16 protein-coding genes and 1 pseudogene are annotated in these 21,596 nt (G+C 72.7%); 12 read left to right on the top strand and 5 right to left on the bottom strand.

Annotation, left to right across the window (positions count from 1 at the left end; all coding sequences use genetic code 11):
• Window positions 1-621: pseudogene (locus tag ABZ234_RS32240) on the bottom strand (hypothetical protein); the annotation flags it as partial.
• An 860-nt stretch (window positions 622-1,481) separates the two neighbouring features.
• Between ABZ234_RS32240 and ABZ234_RS32235 the strand changes: the two are divergent.
• Entirely contained in the window at window positions 1,482-2,552 is a 1,071-nt protein-coding gene (locus ABZ234_RS32235; RefSeq protein WP_267947335.1) for an inositol-3-phosphate synthase, read from the top strand.
• Between the two features lie 59 nt (window positions 2,553-2,611).
• Window positions 2,612-3,907 (top strand): MFS transporter, encoded by a 1,296-nt coding sequence (locus ABZ234_RS32230; RefSeq protein WP_355014554.1) that lies wholly within the window; start codon window positions 2,612-2,614, stop codon window positions 3,905-3,907.
• Between the two features lie 136 nt (window positions 3,908-4,043).
• Here ABZ234_RS32230 and ABZ234_RS32225 read toward each other — a convergent pair whose 3' ends face one another.
• Complete coding sequence (locus tag ABZ234_RS32225) at window positions 4,044-4,565, bottom strand: GNAT family N-acetyltransferase (RefSeq protein WP_355014553.1); 522 nt, start codon at window positions 4,563-4,565, stop codon at window positions 4,044-4,046.
• Between the two features lie 289 nt (window positions 4,566-4,854).
• Here ABZ234_RS32225 and ABZ234_RS32220 point away from each other — a divergent pair, with 289 nt between their 5' ends.
• Complete coding sequence (locus ABZ234_RS32220; RefSeq protein ID WP_344179195.1) at window positions 4,855-5,580, top strand: class I SAM-dependent methyltransferase; 726 nt, start codon at window positions 4,855-4,857, stop codon at window positions 5,578-5,580.
• A gap of 17 nt (window positions 5,581-5,597) precedes the next feature.
• On the opposite strand, the gene ABZ234_RS32215 is transcribed toward ABZ234_RS32220, so the two are convergent.
• The gene (locus tag ABZ234_RS32215; protein WP_355014552.1) at window positions 5,598-7,097 is read right to left on the bottom strand and encodes a CCA tRNA nucleotidyltransferase; all 1,500 of its coding nucleotides are present in this window, start codon (window positions 7,095-7,097) and stop codon (window positions 5,598-5,600) included.
• Between the two features lie 360 nt (window positions 7,098-7,457).
• Here ABZ234_RS32215 and ABZ234_RS32210 point away from each other — a divergent pair, with 360 nt between their 5' ends.
• The 6 genes from ABZ234_RS32210 to ABZ234_RS32185 all read left to right on the top strand — a co-directional run bounded on the left by ABZ234_RS32210 (window position 7,458) and on the right by ABZ234_RS32185 (window position 17,371).
• Entirely contained in the window at window positions 7,458-10,043 is a 2,586-nt protein-coding gene (locus tag ABZ234_RS32210; protein ID WP_355014555.1) for a DUF6049 family protein, read from the top strand.
• 188 nt (window positions 10,044-10,231) lie between these two features.
• Window positions 10,232-12,061 carry a murein biosynthesis integral membrane protein MurJ gene (murJ, locus tag ABZ234_RS32205; protein WP_267947340.1) on the top strand — a complete coding sequence of 610 codons (1,830 nt, stop codon included), beginning with the start codon at window positions 10,232-10,234 and terminating at the stop codon, window positions 12,059-12,061.
• A 163-nt stretch (window positions 12,062-12,224) separates the two neighbouring features.
• On the top strand, window positions 12,225-14,003 hold the full coding sequence (gene murJ, locus ABZ234_RS32200) for a murein biosynthesis integral membrane protein MurJ (protein ID WP_267950580.1): 1,779 nt from the start codon (window positions 12,225-12,227) through the stop codon (window positions 14,001-14,003).
• Between the two features lie 279 nt (window positions 14,004-14,282).
• Window positions 14,283-15,860 carry a discoidin domain-containing protein gene (locus ABZ234_RS32195; RefSeq protein ID WP_267947341.1) on the top strand — a complete coding sequence of 526 codons (1,578 nt, stop codon included), beginning with the start codon at window positions 14,283-14,285 and terminating at the stop codon, window positions 15,858-15,860.
• A gap of 24 nt (window positions 15,861-15,884) precedes the next feature.
• Window positions 15,885-16,511: an RNA polymerase sigma factor SigM gene (gene sigM / locus ABZ234_RS32190; protein ID WP_355014551.1), complete on the top strand. Its 627-nt coding sequence runs from the start codon at window positions 15,885-15,887 to the stop codon at window positions 16,509-16,511.
• Complete coding sequence (locus tag ABZ234_RS32185; RefSeq protein WP_355014550.1) at window positions 16,508-17,371, top strand: hypothetical protein; 864 nt, start codon at window positions 16,508-16,510, stop codon at window positions 17,369-17,371. The genes sigM and ABZ234_RS32185 overlap by 4 nt, the downstream gene beginning before the upstream one ends.
• 90 nt (window positions 17,372-17,461) lie before the next feature.
• Here the strand turns inward: ABZ234_RS32185 and ABZ234_RS32180 are convergent, their stop codons facing one another.
• Together ABZ234_RS32180 and ABZ234_RS32175 are read right to left on the bottom strand one after the other, a co-directional pair.
• On the bottom strand, window positions 17,462-18,181 hold the full coding sequence (locus tag ABZ234_RS32180) for a response regulator transcription factor (RefSeq protein ID WP_344179188.1): 720 nt from the start codon (window positions 18,179-18,181) through the stop codon (window positions 17,462-17,464).
• Window positions 18,178-19,356, bottom strand: coding sequence for a sensor histidine kinase (locus ABZ234_RS32175; protein WP_355014549.1), 1,179 nt, complete (start codon window positions 19,354-19,356; stop codon window positions 18,178-18,180). The genes ABZ234_RS32180 and ABZ234_RS32175 overlap by 4 nt, the downstream gene beginning before the upstream one ends.
• A gap of 199 nt (window positions 19,357-19,555) precedes the next feature.
• Between ABZ234_RS32175 and ABZ234_RS32170 the strand changes: the two genes are divergently transcribed.
• From ABZ234_RS32170 to trxA, 3 genes are all read left to right on the top strand, one after another.
• Complete coding sequence (locus tag ABZ234_RS32170) at window positions 19,556-19,990, top strand: hypothetical protein (protein ID WP_355014548.1); 435 nt, start codon at window positions 19,556-19,558, stop codon at window positions 19,988-19,990.
• Window positions 19,991-20,155: 165 nt separating this feature from the next.
• Window positions 20,156-21,088 carry a thioredoxin-disulfide reductase gene (gene trxB / locus ABZ234_RS32165; RefSeq protein ID WP_267947347.1) on the top strand — a complete coding sequence of 311 codons (933 nt, stop codon included), beginning with the start codon at window positions 20,156-20,158 and terminating at the stop codon, window positions 21,086-21,088.
• An 84-nt stretch (window positions 21,089-21,172) separates the two neighbouring features.
• Window positions 21,173-21,496, top strand: coding sequence for a thioredoxin (trxA, locus tag ABZ234_RS32160; RefSeq protein ID WP_267947348.1), 324 nt, complete (start codon window positions 21,173-21,175; stop codon window positions 21,494-21,496).
• The last annotated feature ends 100 nt before the right edge of the window (window positions 21,497-21,596 follow it).

Genomic DNA, 21,596 nt, shown 5'->3' with positions numbered 1-21,596 from the left:
GCCTGCGGGGACCAGCAGCAGCGTGGGGTCTTCGGCGATGAGGCTTGCCGAGGGCACCACGGTGTGTCCGTTCTTCTCGAAGAAACTGAGGAAGCTCTCCGAGCGCGATCCGTGCTCGCGGTCCCGGTCGCGGGGGTCGCGGGGACCGCTGCCCGCCCTGCGGCGTCCGCCGGAGCGCGCCTCGTTCTCGGGGGGGCGGCGGCGCTGACCCTCGGGGCGTCCGCCGCGCTCTCCCTCGGGGCGGCGCCGGGGCCGGTCGCCGTCCTCCGGCCTGCGGGGCCGGTCTCCCTCGGGTCGCCTGCGGGGCCGGTCGCCGTCCTCGGGGCGCCTGCGCTGCCCCTCGGGGCGGCGGGGGCGTTCGCCCTCGGCTCTGCGGCGGCCGCCCTGGCCCTCGGAGCGCGCCTCGTTCTCGGGGGGGCGCGGACGGCGCGGGCGCTCGGCCCCGCCGTCGCCACGGCGGGCGCCGCCACCGGAACCCGATCGACGCCGGCCTCCGGACTGGTGGTCACCCGGCGGCGGGCCGTCGGCCCTGCGCCTTCCGCCCTCGCCCCGTGGACCGTCGCCCGGGCCATCGGCCCGGCGACGGCCGCCGTCGGCATTCCGTCGTCGTTCGGTACTCACGTGGTCCTCGATTGCCTCTCACGGCCGGTCGGCCTGACGATTCCTTGGTGGAAACGGGGGGACGGTCCCCCTGGGGGATCGGTGATCCGCGACCTGTTCCTCGGGCGACCTGGGCGAATCGGCCCCGCGGGGCCGCGTCCGCCTCCTCACCGGTCGTTCAAGGCTTGATAAAAGGGACGCACAGAGGCGGTTCGGGGTTTTCAACAGGTCGCGAAGACGTTAGCCGCTTCATCCTCCTGATCGTTGGCCTGCGGGAGCGCTGCCCGCTCGTCGGTGCTCTGTGCCGACGGGACGTCACCGCGGCGGGGGCTCCGTCCGGGGGCTCTACCGGCTACGCACGCAAATCAAAGGTCACGTTAGAGCGATGGAACGGTATAGCACAACCCACGCGCGAGGGTATCGCGCGCCATGGGACACCTGGCCATGTTGTGTCCGAAACCGCCCGTCGCGCCTGTTCAGGGCGCGGGAACCGAACGCCGGCAGGCAAAGGGGCCGTGTCCGCGCCCCGCTCGGGGACCTCGTTCGCGCAGGTCGGGGGCAGTGTGTGAGATTTTGCCCCCAGTGTCTCCGGATATCCGCTGGACGGAGGGGGTCCGGGCGTCGCCGGGCGGCCGTGTCGGCGGTGCGCCATGCGGTCCCCCGATCGGGCGGAGATAGAGTCATAGCTGAACAAAACAGCCATACATGCATGTTCTCTCCCCGGCGGTCGACAGCCGCCCACGGGGGAACAGAAACGCCGTGTTCGCTGCTGACCACATACGGAAGACGAACGCAGGACGACGAACCCGACCGCCTCCGGCGCGGGGCCGTCGCCGTGCGCTGTGGAATCCATGTTCGCGGAGAAGAAGGAGCAAGGACCAATGGGTTCGGTACGTGTAGCCGTCGTGGGCGTCGGCAACTGTGCGGCATCGCTCGTGCAGGGCGTTCACTACTACAAGGACGCCAACCCCGAGTCCCGGGTGCCCGGCCTCATGCATGTGCAGTTCGGGCCGTACCACGTGAGTGACATCGAGTTCGTCGCCGCCTTCGACGTGGACGCCAAGAAGGTGGGGCACGACCTGGCCGACGCCATCACGGCCAGCGAGAACAACACCATCAAGATCTGCGACGTGCCGCCGACCGGCGTCACCGTCATGCGCGGCCCCACCTACGACGGCCTCGGCAAGTACTACCGCGAGATCATCCAGGAGTCCCCCGAGGACGCCGTCGACGTGGTCGCGGCCCTCAAGGCCGCCAAGGCCGACGTCCTCGTCTCCTACCTCCCCGTGGGTTCCGACGAGGCCGGGAAGTTCTACGCCCAGTGCGCGATCGACGCGGGCGTCGCCTTCGTCAACGCCCTCCCGGTGTTCATCGCCTCCGACCCCGAGTGGGCCGACAAGTTCACCCGGGCCGGCGTCCCGATCATCGGCGACGACATCAAGTCGCAGATCGGCGCGACCATCACCCACCGGGTGCTGTCCAAGCTGTTCGAGGACCGGGGCGTGATCGTCGACCGCACCTACCAGCTGAACTTCGGCGGCAACATGGACTTCAAGAACATGTTGGAGCGTGAGCGCCTGGAGTCCAAGAAGATCTCCAAGACGCAGTCCGTCACCTCGCAGATCCCCCACGAGCTCAAGGCCGGCTCCGTGCACATCGGCCCGTCGGACCACGTGCCGTGGCTCGACGACCGCAAGTGGGCGTACATCCGCCTGGAGGGGCGCGCGTTCGGCGACGTCCCCCTCAACCTGGAGTACAAGCTGGAGGTCTGGGACTCCCCCAACTCCGCGGGCATCATCATCGACGCCGTCCGCGCCGCGAAGATCGCCAAGGACCGCGGGATCGGCGGCCCGATCCTGGAGCCCTCCTCCTACTTCATGAAGTCCCCGCCCGTCCAGTACAGCGACGCCGAGGCCCACGACAAGGTCGAGAGCTTCATCGCGGGCGAGTAGCCACCGGTGTGGGGCGGCTGCCCGGGGCCCCGGCCCCGGGCACGCCCTACCCTGGTCCGGTGTCCTTCTTCGGTGATCTGCGCGCGGTCCTGCGGGGCCCGCGGTTCCGCCGCCTCTTCGGTACCCGGCTGGTCTCGCAGTTCTCCGACGGGATCTACCAGGCCGGGCTGGCCGGCTTCGTCTTCTTCAACCCCGAGCAGCACACGAGCGCGGGCGCCGTCGCGGCGGCCTTCGCCGTCCTGCTCCTGCCGTTCTCGGTGGTGGCGCCGTTCGCCGGGGTCCTCATCGACCGGTGGCCCCGCCGCCAGGTCCTCCTCCTGTCCTCCCTGGCCAAGGCCGCGCTCGCGGCCGTGAGCGCCCTCCTGGTGTCCGGGGGCGAGGGGCCGGCCTTCTTCGTCGCGGCGCTCCTGGTGCTGAGTGTCAACCGCTTCTTCCTGTCCGGCCTCTCCGCCGGCCTGCCCTACGTCGTGCCCCGCGAGAAGCTGATGATGGCCAACGCCGTCACGCCGACCTGCGGCACCGCGGCCAGCTCCCTCGGGACCGGGGCGGGCCTGGCCGTCGGCCTCGTCGGCGGCGGGGCAGCGCTCGGGACGGGGCTGATCCTCCTCGTCGCCGCGCTCGGCTTCGCCGGCGCCGCGCTCGTCTCCCTCACCCTGGGCCGCCGGGAGCTGGGGCCGCACCTGGAGCGCGAACCCGCCGAGGTCGCGGACGCCGTCCGCAGCGCGGCGCGGGGCATGGCGTCCGGGGTACGGCACATCTGGGAGCGCCCCGCCCCGAGGGACGCCCTCGCCACCATCGGCGTCCACCGGGTCCTGTTCGGCGTCTCGACCCTGCTGACGCTGCTCCTGTACAACAACGCGTTCGCCGACGGCGGCGTGGCCGGGCTCGCCGGATTCTCGGTGTCGGCCGGGCTCCTGGCGGCGGGGTTCTTCCTGGGCGCCGTGGCGACTCCCTGGGCGACGGCCCGGATGGCGGCCGGGAGCTGGATCGCCCTCCAGCTGGCGGTGGCGGCCGCGGCCCTGGTCGTGTTCGGCCTGCCGTTCTCCGCCGCGCTGTTCCCCGTGGCCGCGTTCGTGCTCGGCTTCGTCTCCCAGGGGGTCAAGGTCACCGTCGACACCCTGGTCCAGCGACATGTCGACGACGCGTTCCGGGGACGGGTGTTCTCGGTGTACGACGTGCTCTTCAACGCGACGTTCGTCCTGGGCGCGGCCCTGGCCGCCGCACTGGTCCCGCCCTCGGGGATCAGCGTGCCGGTGGTCGCGGGCATGGCGACCGCCTACACGGCGGCGGCCGCCGCCTGGGTGGTGCGCGGCTTCCGCGTCCCGGGGCCGGAGGCCGTGCGGGAGGCGGCGTAGGGCGTGTTCCGCGGACCGTTCCGGGTCCGCGGGCGCCGGGCCCGCCGAGAGCGTCCGCGGACCACGCCCCGGCGTTCCGGCGACATGTCGACAGGGGGACCTGTCGACGTGCCGACCCGGCGCGACCGGCTCCCCGTCAGCCGTGCTCCGTGGTCTCCTCGTAGACGCGGAGGCCGCGGGCCAGGTAGTTGGCCAGCGCGTGCTCCCCGTCGAGGGAGCAGGTGTGCAGCCACACCCGCCGGGTCGGGTCCCGGTCCGGCCAGCGCCCGGCCAGGTCCCAGGCGCGTTCGATGGCCAGCGTGAGCATGTGCCCGCCCATCCCCCTGCCGAGGAAGCCGGGCACGAGCCCGAGGTAGGCGATCTCCACCGCCCCGTCGGGCTGGGCGTCCAGCTCCGCGTAGCCCGCGGGGGTGTCCTCCTCGTACAGGACCCAGGTCTCGCGCCCCGGGTGGTCGACCCACTCCCGCCACTGCTCGGCCGAGAGGCCGAGCCCGTCGGCCGCCTCCCAGTCGCCGCCGACCTCACCGCCGTGCATGAACCGGCTCAGCACGGGGCTGGGGATCTCGGCCCGGGAGAACGTCACGTCCGCCCCGGGCTCCCGCGCGGGGCGCAGGTCGGCGGGGTCGGTGGACTCCAGGTACCAGGTGGTGATGGTCACCGCGCCAGTCTCCCCCGCTGCCGCCCGGCACGACAAGGACGGGGATCACTCCCCGGCCGGCCCGCCTCCGGGGCCGCCGTGTCCGCCGGGCCGCACACGTGTCGACGTGGTGACATGGCGACGAGTCGACGGATCGACGGGTCGACGAGTCGGCACGGCCCCCCGGCACGGCCGGGGAGGACGGCGCCCCGGCCGGGCCGGACGCACACCGCCCGATCTGTCCGTGACGACTGAGTCACGTGTTGTAGTGTCCCGGAAAAGACTTGTCGACACACAGGGATGGTGCGCCATGGGCGGCGAGCTGGGCCCCGGGAACCCCTCCGGCGCCTTCGGGGCGCGCGGGGTGACCAAGCGGATCGGGGCGGTGTCCCGGCAGCTGCCCGTCCGCGGCGACCGGTTGCTGGACGTGGGGTGCGGGGACGGCACGTACACCGTCGAACTCGCCCAGGGCTACGTGCGCGTGGACGCCATCGACGTCGAGCCCGGCCGCCTCGACGCGTTCGCCGCCAGGATCGCGGGCACCGGGTTCGAGGACCGGATCGGCCTCCACAAGATGTCCGCCGACTCGCTGGCCTTCGACGCCCACACCTTCGACCGGGTCACGGCGTTCGAGGTGGTCGAGCACATCGAGGACGTGGAGGGCAGCCTCGCGGAGATCCACCGCGTCCTCAAGCCCGGCGGGGCGCTCTCCCTCACCACGCCCAACCGGTGGTTCCCGTTCGAGACCCACGGGGTGCTGTGGGGGCGCAGGCGCAGGTCCGCCCTGACGGCGCCGTTCCTGCCCTGGGTCCGGCCGCTCCACGAGCGCATGTCGGACGCGCGCTCCTTCACCACCCAGGAGATGGGCCGGCTGCTGCGCGCGGTCGGGCTGAGCATGCGCGCCGTCGACTACGTGATGCCGCCGTTCGACCGCCGGACCCGCGGGCTCCAGTCCCTGTCCGACGGCCTGGAGGGCACCCCACTGCGGGTGTTCGGCATGGCGATGGCCGTGACCGCGGTGAAGCCGCACCGCTGATCCCCGCGGAACACTCCCTAGAGGTGTTCCGCCGCCCAGGCGCGCAGCTCCGCCGCCGCCTCCTCCTTGCCCATCGGCCCGTTCTCCAGGCGCAGCTCCAGCATGAAGCGGTACGCCTTGCCGACCACGGGCCCCGGCGAGAGGCCCAGGACCTCCTGGATCTCGTTGCCGTCGAGGTCGGGGCGGATGCGGTCCAGCTCCTCCTGCTCGGCCAGCTTCCCGATGCGCCGCTCGATGTCGTCGTAGGCCTTCGACAGCGCCGCCGCCTTGCGGCGGTTGCGGGTGGTGCAGTCGGCCCGGGTGAGGATGTGCAGCCGCTCCAGCTGGGACCCCGCGTCGCGGGCGTAGCGGCGCACCGCGGAGTCCGTCCACTCGCCCTTGCCGTAGCCGTGGAAGCGCAGGTGCAGCCCGACCAGCGTGGACACGTCGGAGACGACGTCCTTGGGGAAGCGCAGGGCGGTGAGCCGCTTGCGGCTCATCGACGCCCCCACCACCTCGTGGTGGTGGAAGGTGACCCGGCCCCCTCCCTCGAACTCGCGCGTCTTGGGCTTGCCGACGTCGTGCAGCAGCGCGGCCAGGCGCAGCACCAGGTCGGGCTCGTGGCCACGGGAACGCTCCAGGTCGAGGGCCTGGTCGAGGACGGTGAGCGAGTGCTCGTACACGTCCTTGTGCCGGTGGTGCTCGTCGATCTCCAGGCGGAGCCCGGGGATCTCCGGGAGCACGTACTCGGCGATGCCCAGGTCCACCATCAGCTCGATGCCGCGGCGCGGGTCGGGGCTGACCATGAGCTTGGTCAGCTCGTCCCGGACCCGCTCGGCGGAGACGATGGACAGGCGGTCGGCCATGCCGCGGGCCGCCTCGGCGACCTCCGGCGCGAGCGTGAAGCCGAGCTGCGCGGCGAAGCGCACCGCGCGCATGATGCGCAGCGGGTCGTCGCTGAAGGAGTCCTCCGGGCGGCCCGGTGTGCGCAGCACGCCCGCCTCGAGGTCGGCGAGCCCGCCGAAGGGGTCCACGAACTCCAGTTCCGGCAGGCGCACGGCCATCGCGTTGACGGTGAAGTCGCGCCGGAACAGGTCGTCGTGGATGTCCGTGCCGTAGGCCACTTCGGGTTTGCGGGACTTGGGCGAGTAGGACTCGCTGCGGTAGGTCGTGATCTCCAGCTGGTGGCCCCCCTTGCGCAGGCCCACCGTGCCGAACTCGATGCCGACCGTCCACACGGAGTCGGCCCAGCCGTCCACCAGCTCCAGGATGCGCGAGGGGACCGCGTCGGTGGTCAGGTCGACGTCGTTGGAGCGCCTGCCGAGGAGCGCGTCGCGGACCGGGCCGCCGACGAGGGCGAGCTGCTGTCCGTGCGACGCGAAACGGGCGCCGAGCTCGTCCGATACCGGCTGCACGGCCTCCGCCAGCGCGGTGATCGCCGCGCGCCGGGTACCGTTCAGCGACCCCGGTCCCGGGACCGTCCCGGCCTCCGGCCGCTGGTCGGCGTCGTTCTCACTCGAAAACTCTGTGTTCGGCACACCACGCAGATTAGGCGGCCGTCGGTCCAAACTGCGAATCGTCCCGCGGCCCCCGGCCGGGCCGGGTCGTCCACAGGTCGGCCCCGGCTCTGGTGGAGCGCACCCGTTTGATGAAAGAGTGGCCCCTCCGCCGAGCACCACGCGGTGGTCCTCCCCCGACCCGACGGACAGCGAAGACGGTATCTTCGGGTGGAGTGGTAGGACCGCGGTCATCTCGCGCCCACCCGACCCGCGTACGCCGTGTGCGCCGTGCGGGCACCCCGAGCGTCTCCGCCCCTTCACCGTGTTCCCCGGCGGGACGGCCACCTGGACCCGAATCAGGAAACCGGTCAAGCGTTGCGTCGAATTGCCTCCGCGACGGTGGTCATGGCCATGACCACCGCGCTGCTCCCGATACCGGCCGCGCACTCACCCGCGCTGGCGGACCCCGAGGACGACGGCTCCGTCGAGCCGCTCGTCGTCGAGCGCATCACACCGGACGCGGTCCGCGAGGACAGCACCCTGCGGATCGCGGGCGAGGTGACCAACACCACCGCGGACAGCGTGCGCGACGTGACGGTCCGGGTCAGGTACTCCCGGCACCCGTTCACCAACCGCGACGAGCTGGACGAGTTCGCCTCGGGGGACGGCTGGCAGCCCAACGCTCCCGGCCCGGACGAGGAGGTCGCCTCCGCACTGCCGCCCGAGGCCTCCGAGGAGTACTCGCTGAGCGTCCCGGTCGAGGACCTGGACCTCTCGTCCTACGGCGTGTACCCGCTCGTGGTCGAAGCGGTCGACGGGGACGGCGGTGTCATCGGCTCCCAGTACACGTTCCTCCCCTACACGGGCTCCGGAGGGGACGACGTGCCCTCCGTCGACATCGCGTGGGTGTGGCCGCTGATGGACCGGCCCCAGCGGGCCGACGACGACACCTTCCTCAGCGGCGAGCTGCACGAATCGGTCCGCGCCGAGGGCAGGCTGGGCCGCCTCCTCTCGTCCGGTGCGCAGGTCCCCCTGGACTTCGCGGCCGGCGAGGAGGACCTGGTCGAGCTGCTCGGCCTCGGGGAGGAGCCCGAGGAGCCGCCGTCGGAGGAGGACGAGGCCACCGCGGAGGAGACCGCCGACTCCGTCCCCAGCGAGGAGGCCGCCGAGGACGGCGGGGAGGGCGACGAGGAGGACCCCGGCGCCGAGGGCGACGGAGGCGGGGAGGATCCCGGCGCCGAGGAGGAGCCCCGCCCCGCACGCACCGAGGGCGTGCCGGTCACCTGGGCGGTGGACCCCGGCACCCTCGACGACATCCACCGGATGGCCGCGGAGGACCACGAGGTCCTGGAGGACCTCCTCGCCGTGCCGGCGGAGGCCGACCCGGTCAGGCACGGGGCCGGCCCCGACGAGGCGGCCCAGGTGTGGCTGCGCGAGGCGCGCGCGGTGCTCGCCCGCGACACGGTCGTGGCGTCCCCCTACGCCGGCGCCGACCTGGGGGCCCTGCTGCGCAACGACATGGGGGACGACGCCGCCGCCTCGCTCCGGATCGGGCAGGAGGCGGTCCTGCGCGCCCTGTCGTTCGAGGCGGACGGCGCCTTCGCGATGCCGCCCGGCGGGTTGATGGACGACCCCGTCTACGAGTTGTACGCCGCCCAGGGCGCCACCCGCTTCCTGCTGGGCGAGGGCGCCATGCCGCCCGCGTCCTGGATGTCCACGACCCCGACCGCGCAGGCCCCGCTGGCCGCTCCCGAGGAGGAGCCCGTCGAGGAGCCGTTCGCGCTGGTGGCCGACTCCGGGCTCACCGATGTGCTGTCCATGCCGTCGTGGGAGCCCGGCGAGTCCGCGCTCGCGCTCCAGCGGTTCGCCGCCGAGACCGCGATGATCGCGGGCGAGAACGCGGGCGGCGACCGCGTGGTCGTCGCCTCGCCGAACCCGGGCTGGGACCCCAGCCCGGAGTTCGCCGACGGCGTGCTGGCCGCCTCCGACGGCCTCCCGTGGCTGTCGCCGGAGAAGCTGGACGAGATCGAGCCGGCCGACGCGGACGAGCGCGAGGACACACGGCGCAACCTGAACTACCCGGACAGCGCCTCCGAGGACGAGCTCAGCCCCACCTATCTGGGACTGGTCGAGGACGTCAACAACGACGTGCGCCTGTTCAACAGCGTCCTGGTGGACGACGTCGACCCGTTCCGCCCCGCGCTCCTGCGTCTGGAGTCCGTGTACTGGCGGGAGGAGGAGGCCCTCGCGGGTGCGACCCGGTCCCTCGTCCTGGACTCCGTGCAGGACCGTATGGGCGACGTGCGCGTCATCCCCGGCGAGCCGGTCACCCTGGCGAGCCAGACGGGCACCACCGGTGTCCTGGTGGCCAACGACCTGGAGGACCAGGCCGTCATCGTGCGCCTGTCGGTGTTCTCCGAGAACTCCGAGCGGTTGAGCATCGGCTCGTACACGGACTTCTTCGAGATCGACCCCGGCGCCAAGACCACCGTGTACGTCCCCTTGTCGGCCCGGGTCAACGGCCGCACCGAGCTGACCGTGAGCCTGCACAACTCCGCGGGCGAGCCGATCAGCACGCAGGACACCGTGATCCCGGTGAACGCCACCGGCCTGGGCACCCAGGCGCTGCTCATCAGCGGCATCGGCCTGCTGATCCTGGTCGCCGCGCTGGCGCCCCGCGCCCTGCGCAAGTGGGCGCGCAAGCAGGCGTCCCGCTCCGACTCCGAGGCCGCAGAGGCAGCCGAAGCCGCCGGGGACGGGGGACCGGACGGCGCCGCGACCGGCACCGCCGCGGATCCTGCGGCTCCCGGGGACTCCGGGGACCCCGCGGGCTCCGCCCCTCCCGGGGCGGTCGCCACGCCCGGGGAGACCGGGGCGTCCGCGTCCTCCACCGGGCCCGGGGAGGACGCCGAGGCCACCGGGGCAGGATCTCCGGAGGCCGGGGAGGACGCCCAGGAACGGGACAAGGACGGCTCCGGGAAGTGACCCCGGCGCCCCGACGGACCGATGGGTGACACGGCTCCTTACCGACAGGACGTCATGTCGACACACCCGCACATCTCCATGTCGGCACACGCGGCGCCGAGCCGCGTGTCCGGCCCGGCCGGACAGGCGCCGGACCACGGCGCCGCGGACGGACCCTTCCAGTCGGACGAAAGGAACCCTGATCCACGGTGGTCACCGACTCTCCGAACGGCGGCGGGAAACACCGCCGTTCCCCCCAGCCCGAAGGCCCCCTCCCGGGTGAGAGCACTCTCCGTCCCAGCGGCGGCCCCATGCCCTCCTTCGAGGAGGGCGAACTGCCCGAGCCCGGCGCCGTCCCCGCCGGGGACGCCGCTTCCGGCTCCGGGGCGGACGGCGCGGGGGCGGGTTCCGGATCGGACTCCGGCGGGATGATGCGCTCCAGCATGATCATGGCCGTGGGCACCATGGCCTCCCGGCTCACCGGGTTCGCCCGCACCATCGTGCTCGGCGCCGCCATCGGCACCCACCTCCTCGGTGACGCCTACCACACGGCCCACACGATCCCCTTCATCCTCAACGACCTGCTCATCGGCGGGCTGATGGCCAGCGTCATCATCCCGTTCCTGGTCAAGCGCAGGAAGAACGACGCGGACGGCGGCAAGGCGACCGAGGACCGCCTGTTCACCACCACGGTGCTGGCCCTGTTCCTCCTGACCGCCGCCGCGATCCTGGCGGCCGAGTTCCTCATCTGGATGTACGGGTCCCGGTTCACACCGGTCCAGTTCGAGGCGTCCGTCTACCTGGCGAGGTTCCTGCTCGCGCAGATCTTCTTCGTCGGCCTGAGCGGCCTGCTGAGCGCCATGCTCAACACGCGGGGCAAGTTCGGCGCCGCCGTGTGGGCGCCGGTCCTCAACAACGTCGTCATCATGTCCGTGGCCGCCGTGTTCCTGTGGGTCGCGGGCCCCGGCCGCACCCCCGAGACCGTCACCGACGGCCAGCTCACGCTGCTCGGCGCGGGCACGGCGGGCGGCATGCTGCTCCAGGCGGTCGTGCTGTTCGTCGCCCTCTCCCGGACCGGCTACCGCTGGCGCCCCCGCCTGGACCTGCGCGGCTCCGGCCTCGGCGACGCGCTCCGCACCGCCGGGTGGATGATGCTCTACACCCTGCTCACGCAGGCCGGCCTGTGGATCACCACCAACATCGCCAACGCCGCGAACGTGTCGAGCATCGAGCAGGGCCTCGACGTCGGCGCGGGCATCAGCGCCTACAACCTGGCGTACCAGCTCTTCCAGCTGCCGTACGCGATCATCGCGGTCTCCCTCATCACCGTGCTGCTCCCCCGGATGAGCGCCCACGCCGACGACCGGAACTGGGACGCGGTCCGCGGGGACTTCTCCAGGACCCTGCGGGTCTCCGCGTTCGTCCTGGTGCCGACCGCGTTCGCGGTGGCGATGTTCGCGGAGCCGCTGTCCGTCCTGGCCTTCGCGCGCGGGTCCATCTCGGTCGGCGACGCCTCCAGCATCGGCCAGATCCTCGCCGTCATGTCGCTGGGCCTGGTGCCGTTCACCGTCTTCCAGCTCATGCTGCGGGTGTTCTTCGCCATGGGCGACACCCGGACGCCCGCCATGATCGGGGCGGCCAACCTCGCCGTGCACAGCGGCCTGGCCCTCGTCTCCTACCTTCTGCTCCCGCCGAACCTGGTGGTCGTGGGTGTGGCCTCGGGCTTCATGGTCTCGTTCCTGTCCGGTCTGACCATCGCCGGGCTGGTCCTGAGCCGGCGCATCGGCGGACTTGACGGAAAGCACATCATTGGCACAATGTTGCGCCTGCACCTGGCCGTCGTCCCGAGCATCGCGGCGGGCCTCGGTGTGCTCTGGTTCTTCGACGCCTACGTCGGCCCCGGCCTGGCCTCCTACATCGGCGCCCCCGTCACCGGGTGCGTCGTCGGCGCACTGCTCTTCCTCGGGTTCGCGCGACTGCTGCGCGTGCCGGAACTGAGCGCGGCGGTGGAACTGGTCCGCGGCCGCATGCGTCGTTGATGCCGTAGCGCCCCGGCTCTGATCCCGCCGAAGGTCTCCCCCGAAGCGCCCCGACCGAGATAAGGACGTCCCGACGGTGCCCAGCGATCACCCCAGAGAGCAGGACCCCGCACCGAGCGGGGCGTCCGCCGAGGCCAGGACGCGCCATCGCCGCCCCGTGGTGATGCCGGAGGACGTGCTCGACACGTACGAGCGCGACGAGCCGGAGGGCGTGCCCGAGACCGGGCTGCGGACGGTCCGCGATCCGAGCGACATCGGTGACGTGGGCACCGCCGACCGCCTGGAGGACGGCGACGAGATCGGCGGCAGCGCCCACACCGCCCCCGGCAACATCGCCAGGTCCAGCGCGGTCATGGCGCTGGGCACCATCGTCTCCCGCGTGACGGGGTTCGTCCGGACCATCCTCCTGGCGGCGGCGATCGGCACCCAGCTGCTGGGCGACGCCTACCAGACCGCGGGCATGGTCCCGTACATGATCTACGACCTGCTCATCGGCGGGTTGCTGGCCAGCGTGTTCGTGCCGTTCCTGGTCAAGCGGCGCAAGCTCGACCAGGACGGCGGGGACAGGACCGAGCAGCGCCTGGTCACCCTCATGCTGCTGGCGCTGTTCGTGATCACGGTCCTGTCGGTCCTGGTGGCGGAGTGGTTCATCAGGATCTACGCGGGCGAGTTCACGGGGGCGCAGTACGAGGTCTCGGTCGTCATGGCCCGGTACCTGGTGACGCAGATCTTCTTCATCGGGGCGAGCGGCCTGGCGAGCGCGATGCTCAACGCGCGCAACCGGTTCGGCGCCCCGATGTGGGCGCCGGTGCTCAACAACGTCGTCATCATCGGCATCCTCCTGTGGTTCATGGCGGTCGCCGGTCCGGGGCGCACCCCGGAGACCGTCACCCCCGGCGAGCTGATGCTGCTGGGCCTGGGCACGGCCATGGGGCAGGTGCTCCAGGCGGCGGTCCTGGTGTGGGCGCTGGCCGCGGCGGGCTTCCGCTGGCGGCCGCGCCTGGACCTGCGCGGCTCCGGCCTGGGCGAGGCGGCCGGCGCCGCCTCGTGGATGATGCTCTACATCGTGGTCGCGCAGCTGGGCGCGCTCGTCTCCACCAACGTGGCCACGCGCGCGGGGACGCGCGCCGCGGAGCTGGGCTTCGACTCCGGGGCGGGCATCACCGCGTACAAGTTCGCGTCGATGCTGTTCCAGCTGCCGTACGCGATCATCGCGGTCTCGGTGATCACCGCCCTGCTGCCGCGGATGAGCGAGCACGTGGCGGCGGGGCGCAAGGACCAGGTGCGCAGCGACTTCTCGCGCGGGTTCCGGCTCTCCTCCGTGCTGATCGTGCCGATCTCGGTCGCGATGATCGTGTTCGCGATCCCGTTCTGCGTGATGATCTACGCGCAGGGCAGCACGACGGCGTCCGACGCCGCGGCGATCGGGCGCATCCTGATGGTCTTCTGCGTGATGCTGATCCCGTTCACGCTGTTCCAGCTCCAGATGCGCGTGTTCTACGCGCTGGGCGACACCCGGACCCCCGCCCTGGTGTCGATCCCCTCCGAGGCCGCCCACGCGGTGACGGCGATCGCCCTGCTGTTCGTGGTCGAGCCCCAGCACGTGGTGGTCTGGCTGCCCGTGCCGTACGGTCTCTACTACATCGTCGGCTCTGTCGTCATGTGGTACCTGCTCCACCGGAAGCTCAACGGCATGGACGGCCGCCGCACCGCGGCGACACTGTTCAAGCTGCACGTGGCCACGGTCCCCGCCGCGGTCTTCGGGGTGGCGATGATCTACGCCTTCCGGGGTCTGCCGGGTGATCTGTGGCCGGGTCTGGCGGCGATGCTGGCCGGGGGCGTCGTCGGTGCCGTACTGTTCGTGGTTACCGCGAAGTTCCTGAATGTGACCGAAGTCACATCCTTCCTCGATTTGCTCAGAACACGGCTGCGACGCCGCTGATCACCAGGAATGGATGACGTTGGGTAGCCGAGCACCGATACGCCCCGGAAGGTGAATGAGTATCCGATGTCCTCCGAAGATGCTGTTCAGGCGTCCTAGCATGGACACGCATCGCTTTACCGCTACAGCAATGTTCATCCGAGCTGCCCGAAGGGAGGCTGGGGACAGCAGGCAGGGCCGATAACCCCCTCGCGCACACCCCGCACCGCTCCGGTCCCCAGGGACCCGTTGCGGGAGGAGCGCGCGGAGCTCACGGCACTGGCGTCCGTCACTCCCAACATGAGCACCTTCCTGATCGAACCCGGGGCGAAGCTGGCCAACCGGTACCGCCTCGACCAAGTGGTGAGTGAGACCGGCGGGGCCACCCGCTGGAAGGCCACCGACGAGACCCTCGCGCGACCCGTCGCGGTGTGGACCTTCACCGAGGGCTTCCCCCGCACGTCCGAGGTCGTGCGCGCCGCCAGGGCCACGAGCCGCATCCCCGACGCCCGCGTCACCCAGGTCTTCGACGCCGACGACACGACCCCCGTCCCCTACGTCGTCGAGGAGTGGGTCATCGGCTCCTCCCTCGCCGACCTCCTCGCCCAGGGCCCCATGGAGCCCGAGCGCGCCGCGGGCCTGGTCGCCGAGGCCGCCGAGGCCATCGCCGCCGCGCACGCCGGCGGGCTCCACCACCTGTGCCTGACCCCGAGCAAGCTCATGTGGAGCAGCGGCGGGGCCGTCAAGGTGACCGGCATCGGCGTCGACGCCGCGCTGCTGGGCGCCGTCGTGGCCGACCCCGCCGCGGTCGACGCCCAGGGCCTGGGCAACCTGCTGTACGCGGCGCTCACCGGGCACTGGCCCGGCGGGCCGCAGAGCGGCCTTCCCGGAGCCCCCCAGGGCCCCGCGGGCCCCTACCCGCCCGGACAGATCCGCCAGGGCGTCACCGAGCCCCTCAACACCATCACCACGCGCGCGGCGCTGCCCCAGCTCGCGGGCCAGATGGTGCCCGGCCCGCCCATCACCTCGCCCGCGGACTTCTGCGCCGCCATGGCCGAGGTCCCCCGGCTCATCCCGCTCCCCGTCTCCCCCGTGGAGTCCGCGCCCCCCGAGCCCGGGACCTCGCGGCGCACGGGCGAGCTCGACACCACCGGCTCCGGCCCCCGCCGGAGCGCCCGGAGCGGCGGCTCCGCCCGCGGCGCCACCGCGGCGCGCAGCGCCTCCGCCCCCCGTGCGGAGCGCCCCGCCCCCTCCCGCATGGACCAGCGCGCGGCCCGCTCCCAGGCCTCGCCCAAGAGGATCCTCGTCGGCGTCGTCGCGGTCGTGCTGTTCGCCGCCGTGGTCGTGGGCGCCTGGAGCCTCGGTTCCAGCCTCCAGCCCGGCGACGACCCCGCCACCCCCAGCGCGGGCTCCGCCGAGGACCCGGCGGACGACGCCGCGGACGCGTCCCCCCTGGAGATCGTCGGCTCGCGCGGCCTCAACCCGCACGGCGACACCGACGAGCACAGCGCCAACGCGCCCCTGGCCTGGGACGGCGACCCCTCGACCGCCTGGAACACCCAGGGCTACAGGGACCCGCTGGACATGATCAAGCCCGGTGTCGGCCTCCAGCTCGAACTCGGCGCGAGCCACGAGATCCACGCGGTGGACCTCGACATGGCCGGCGACGGGTACGAGTTCGAGATCCGGGTCGGCGACGCGAACGGGAACTCCGAGAACGACTACGAGGTGGTCGGCAGCGGCAGCGGCTCCTCCCAGGAGGTCGTCCTCGACGAGCCCGCCACCGGTCAGTACGTCCTGGTCTGGTTCACGGCCCTGCCCCAGAACGGGGGGGACTACCGTGGGAGCGTCAACGAGGTAGAGGTACGCGGAACCTAGTAGTGGGATATGTGATCAGCGCTGATGGACGCGGTCCACGAGCTTCCTGACCGGGAGCTGTTGACGAGGCACGCTCAGGGTGACGAACAGGCGTTCGGGGTACTGGTTCGCCGCCACCGTGAGCGCCTCTGGGCTGTCGCAGTGCGGATGATGGGCGACCCCGAGGAGGCGTCGGACGCCCTCCAGGACGCTTTCCTGTCGGCGTTCCGCGCCGCCGAGCGGTTCCGCGGGGAGTCCCAGGTGACCACCTGGCTGCACCGGATCGTGGTCAACGCCTGCCACGACCGGCTGCGCCGGCGCAAGGTGCGGCCCGCCACCCCCACCGAGGACGCCACCCTGGACGTGGTCGCCAACGAGCGGATGGGCCGCGCCGGAGGCGCCCCGGACCACGCCTCGCAGACCGAGGCCCGCCTCGACGTGCACGCCGCCCTGGACCTGCTGCCGCTGGACCAGCGGATGGCGCTGACCCTCGTGGACATGCTCGGCTACCGGGTGGAGGAGGCGGCCCAGATCCTCGACGTGGCGACCGGCACGGTCAAGAGCCGGTGTGCCCGGGGTCGCGCCAAACTTCTTCCGTCACTGGCCCATCTGAGGAACCCCCGGGATCCGCGAGACGTCACATCTGGGAGAGGAGGTGCCAACCCATCGTGACGTCCCATCCAGACGTGGAGGCACTCGCCTTCTTCGCCGAGGAGCTCCTGGAGCCCGGCGAGGAACGTACCGTCGCATCCCACATCGAGACCTGCGCGACCTGCGCGACCACCCTGGAGGAGCTCACGGGGGTCACGGAGGCGCTGGCCGCCGCACCCGCTCCCGAGATGCCCCGGGACGTCGCCGACCTCCTCGACCGGCGTGTCGCCGAAGCGGCGCGCGAGCGGGCGGAGAACGGCGGCGCGCCGGGACCCGCCACCGCACCCGCCGCCTCCGGCCCGCCCGCCGGGGTGACACCGATCTCGCGCCGCCGGCGCGGTTTCGGCGGCGCCGGCCTGCCCCGGCTGATGATGGTGGCCGCCGCCGCGGCGATCGTCGCCGGCGGTGGCGCGGCCCTGTTCAACGGCCTGGCCCCGCAGGAGGAGGCCGGCGTCGCCGCGCCCCTCCTGCAGGACGGGCAGGAGGAGGCCGCGCCGGACACCGCCCAGGCCTACACGCCCCAGGTGGTGCGGAGCGGCACCGTCTACACCGGCGGCGGCCTGGCGGAGCAGGCCGCCCGGACCCTCGACCTCTCCCCCGTGGGGGCCGCGCAGGAGGACGGCGCCGAGCCCCTGGCCGCGGAGGAGAGCCCCCCGCCCGGGGTGGTGGAGTGCGCGGGGCGTCTCGGCGAGGCGCTCGACACCCGTTTCAGCCTGGTCGACGACGCCCACTACGGCGACGGGACGACCCCGGCGTGGGCCATGTTCGCCCTCGACGGCGACGAGTACGACGTGTACGTGGTCGATCCGCTCTGCGCGCAGGGCGGGGACACCGAGGACAGCGTGATCACCCAGGAGCGCGTGCCCGAGCCCGGCCCCTGAGTGGGCCCGGCGGCCTCCGGGCCCGTACACAGGACGCGGAGGGGGCGGACGGGACCGCGAAGGTCGACATGTGGACCCGCCCGCGCCCCGTCACCCGCCCGGACTGACCAGGCCCGTCTCGTAGGCGATGACCACGAGGCCCACCCTGTCCCTGGCGCCGAGCTTGGACAGGACGCGGCCGACGTGCGTGCGGGCCGTGGCGGGGCTCAGGTGGAGCTCCGCGCCGATCTCCTGATTGGACAGCCCGCGCCCGACCAGGGCCAGCACGTCGCGCTCCCGGGCGGTCAGCACGTCCAGGCGGCGGGCCGCCTCCGGGGGGACCGAGGTGTCGGCCACCCTCTCGATCACCCTGCGCGTGACCGCGGGGGACAGCAGCGCCTCCCCCGCGGCGACGGTCCGCACCGCCGAGCGCAGCTCGCCGGGTTCCGCGTCCTTGAGGAGGAACCCCGAGGCGCCCAGCCGCAGCGCCGTGAACACGTTGTCGTCCTCCCCGAACGTGGTGAGGACCACCACCCGGGGGCCGCCGGACGCGGCATCCGCGCCGGCCTCCCCCGCACGCTCCGGCCCCGGGGCCCGTGTCGACCTGTCGCCCTGTCGACGTCCCAGCTCGCGCAGGACCGCGAGGCCGTCCACCGCGGGCATCTGGAGGTCGAGCAGGACCACGTCGGGGCGGTACCTGCCGATGTCGGCGAGGGCCTCCCTGCCGTTCCCCGACTCCGCCACCACCTCGATCCCCCCGTCGCGCTCCAGGAGCGCGCGCACACCCGTGCGGACGAGCGGCTGGTCGTCCACCAGCAGGACCCGGATCACCGGTCCCCTCCGAGCGGCAGCCGCGCGTGCACCGCGAACCCTCCACCGGGGCCGGGCCCCGCCTCCACCGAGCCCCCCACCAGGCGTACGCGTTCGCGCATGCCCGCGAGCCCGCTCCCGGGGGCGGCCGCCGGCCCTTCGCCCGCGTCGCCGCCCGCGGTGGACGGGCCTTGTCGTCCGTCGTCGGTCACCCGCACCTCCAGGACACCGTCCCTCCTCGTGAACACCACCCGGGCCCGGTCGGCCCGGGCGTGCCGGAGCGTGTTGGTCAGCGCCTCCTGCACGATCCTGTAGGCGGTCGCGTCCACCATCCCCGGTATCTCTCCGGCCCCGGGCCTCCCCTCCACCTCGACCGCCACACCTGCCGCCCGGACCGAGTCCGCGAGTTCGTCCAGGTGCGCGAGCGAGGAGGTCCGTTCTCCGCCCGGATCGGCGTCGCGCAGGGCGCGCACGGTGGAGCGCAGCTCGCTCAGGCCCGCGCGGGACGCCTGGGTGACGTGCACGAGCTCCGCACGCGCCGCCTCGGCGTCCGCGGGGTCGTCCTCCAGCGCCTCGGCCGCCACCGCCGCGTGCAGGGACACCACCGAAAGATGGTGCCCCACCGCGTCGTGCAGGTCGCGCGCGATCCGCGTACGCTCCAGCGCCAGCCGCTCGGCCGCCTCGGACTCGCGCGCCTGCGCGTCCAGGAGGGCGGCCCTCTCCCGCTGGTGGTCGGCCTGGCGCCGCTGCCACTGCGCGTTTCCCAGGGCGATGGCCGCGCCCATGATCGCCGCCGTGGAGGGCAGCTCGTACCCCAGGAGGTAGGCGGGGTCCTGGCCCTCGCCCAGCCGGGCGAACGTGGAGACCGCCACCAGCGCCGCCGCCGTGCCCGCCGACCACGCCGTCCGGCCGGCCTCCGCCGCGGAGTACAGGGCCGCGGCGGCGGGGACCGCCAGGCCGATGGTCGGCAGGTCGATCACGTAGTTGGCGACGATGAGCACCGCCGTCGCCAGGAGCACCCCCACCGGCCACCGCCGCCGCGCCGGCATGAGGCCGCCGAGCACCGCGGCCATCGCGTAGCCGAGGGCGAGGTTCCCCCTGTTGCTGACGTCGGATCCGACCGCGATCGCCACCACGGCGAAGACGGCGAACCCGAACAGCGCGTCGACGACGACGTCCTGGCGGTCGCTGGGCATGCGGTGATTCTACGGACCGGTCCCCCGGCGGGCACGGGACCGGGGACGCTCGCCGCTACGCGCCGCGACGTACACCGACCGGTCGGGACCGCGTACCGGGACGCGGTCCGCGCCGGACGCGCGAGGGGGCCCGCGGTCCCTACCGTCGGGGCTGTCCGTCCCCGGCGCGCCGAGCGCGCCACGATCACGCGAGGCGCCCGTGAACCAGCCGCACCCCCCGTCCGCCGGACCGTTCTCCGGTGTCCCGTGGTCGCTCGTCCTGGGCCTCGGCGCCCTGGCGCTGCTCCGGCCCCTGCTGGGCGTCACGGGCGTCGCGGAGGCGATCGACTGGAGACCGTACCTCCCGCTGGGGATGACCGTCGTGATCACGGTCGCGTGGGTGGCAGCGGTCGTGGTCGCCCGTGTCCCCCGGCCGCTCCTCACCCTCGTGTACGCGGGCCTGGCCCACGCCGTGTTCTCGGCCGTGCTGGTCGCCGTGCTCTCACCGATCACGCCGGGCGGGCCCCGGGGTCCACTCGACGATCCGCTCGCGCTCGTCTCCTCCCTCGCCGCGAACGCCCTGTGGGGACTCCTGGCGGGGGCGGTCGCCGTGGCGGTCCGGGCGGCGCTGGAGGACCACCGGCGGGGCCCCTGAGCGGCGGACCCGGGCCGCGGACCCCCGCGACGCATACCCCGCCCCCGTAAGCTGGGCGGATGTCCCGGGGGGAATGCCCTGCACCTACCATCGGTTGTGCTAACCATCTTCCCCTGAGGTCACGACGCGTGGCCAGGGCAGCGACTGTGTGAAGGGCCTACGAGCGTGAGTGACGTCCGCAATGTCATCATCATCGGTTCCGGACCGGCGGGTTACACCGCTGCCGTGTACGCCGCCCGAGCCGAGCTGCGCCCGCTGGTGTTCGAGGGTTCGATCACCGCCGGCGGCGCCCTCATGAACACGACCGAGGTCGAGAACTTCCCCGGCTTCCCCGACGGCATCATGGGGCCGGACCTCATGGACAACCTGCGCAAGCAGGCCGAGCGCTTCGGAGCCGAGCTGGTCCCCGAGGACGTCACCTCCGTGAACCTGGACAAGCCGGTCAAGGAGGTCGTCGCGGGCGGAGAGACCTTCCTCGCGCACACGGTCATCCTCGCCACCGGGTCCGGCTACCGCGAGCTGGGCGTGCCCGGCGAGAAGGAGCTCTCCGGCCGGGGCACCTCCTGGTGCGCCACCTGCGACGGCTTCTTCTTCCGCGAGCAGGACATCGCGGTGGTCGGCGGCGGCGACACCGCCATGGAGGAGGCCCTCTTCCTCACCCGCTTCGCCTCGTCGGTGACCGTCATCCACCGCCGCGAGGAGCTGCGCGCGAGCCGCATCATGGTCGAGCGCGCCGAGGCCAACGAGAAGATCCGCTTCCTCTGGAACTCCGAGGTCACCGAGGTGCTCGGCACGGAGCGCGTCACCGGCCTGCGGGTCCTGAACAACAAGTCCGGCGAGACGAGCACGCTCGACGTGACCGGCCTGTTCGTCGCCATCGGCCACGACCCTCGGGTCGAGCTGTTCGACAAGCAGATCGAGCTGGACGGGGAGGGCTACGTCAAGGTGGACTTCCCGTCCACGCGGACCACGCTGGAGGGCGTGTTCGCCTGCGGCGACGTCGTCGACCACCAGTACCGCCAGGCGATCACGGCCGCCGGCACCGGCTGCTCCGCCGCCCTGGACGCCGAGCGCTTCCTCGCGGCGCGGGGCAACTGACGCCTCCGCCCTCCCGCGGGCCCGCCCGAGAGGGCCCGCGTTCCTCCCCCCTGCCATCCGCCACCAGGTGAACCAAGGAGAACCATGTCCACTGTCAAGCACGTCACGGACGCCAACTTCAAGGAAGAGGTCCTCGCCAGCGGCAAGCCCGTCCTGGTGGACTTCTGGGCCGACTGGTGCGGCCCGTGCAAGCAGATGGCCCCGGTCCTGGACAAGCTGGCGGCGGAGTACGGCGACAAGATCGAGATCGTCAAGCTCAACACCGACCAGAACCCCGAGACGCCGCGCGCCTACAACGTCATGTCGCTGCCGACGATGAACCTCTACAAGGACGGCGAGGTCGTCAAGCAGCTCATCGGCGCCAAGCCGAAGCGCGTCCTGGAGAAGGAGCTCGCCGACTTCCTGTAACGGGACGCGGGCGACACCAGAGGCGGCGAGAGGCCCCCAGGTCCACCCTGCCGGGCGTCGGGGTCGTCGGCCGCGCCCACGACCACCTTGGACAGGCGGT

Source organism: Nocardiopsis sp. NPDC006198 (genome assembly GCF_040613895.1).
In the GTDB taxonomy this organism is placed as follows: Bacteria; Actinomycetota; Actinomycetes; order Streptosporangiales; family Streptosporangiaceae; genus Nocardiopsis; species Nocardiopsis tropica.
This window is presented reverse-complemented; position numbering and strand designations above follow the sequence as displayed.

Excerpts from the sequence above, each read along its gene's own strand:
- ABZ234_RS32220 (WP_344179195.1), top strand. The coding sequence starts at position 4,855 with ATGGGCGGCGAGCTGGGCCCCGGGAACCCCTCCGGCGCCTTCGGGGCG.
- ABZ234_RS32195 (WP_267947341.1), top strand. The coding sequence starts at position 14,283 with ATGAGCACCTTCCTGATCGAACCCGGGGCGAAGCTGGCCAACCGGTAC.
- ABZ234_RS32175 (WP_355014549.1), bottom strand. The coding sequence starts at position 19,356 with ATGCCCAGCGACCGCCAGGACGTCGTCGTCGACGCGCTGTTCGGGTTC.
- murJ (WP_267950580.1), top strand. The coding sequence starts at position 12,225 with ATGCCGGAGGACGTGCTCGACACGTACGAGCGCGACGAGCCGGAGGGC.
- sigM (WP_355014551.1), top strand. The coding sequence starts at position 15,885 with ATGGACGCGGTCCACGAGCTTCCTGACCGGGAGCTGTTGACGAGGCAC.
- ABZ234_RS32235 (WP_267947335.1), top strand. The coding sequence starts at position 1,482 with ATGGGTTCGGTACGTGTAGCCGTCGTGGGCGTCGGCAACTGTGCGGCA.
- trxA (WP_267947348.1), top strand. The coding sequence starts at position 21,173 with ATGTCCACTGTCAAGCACGTCACGGACGCCAACTTCAAGGAAGAGGTC.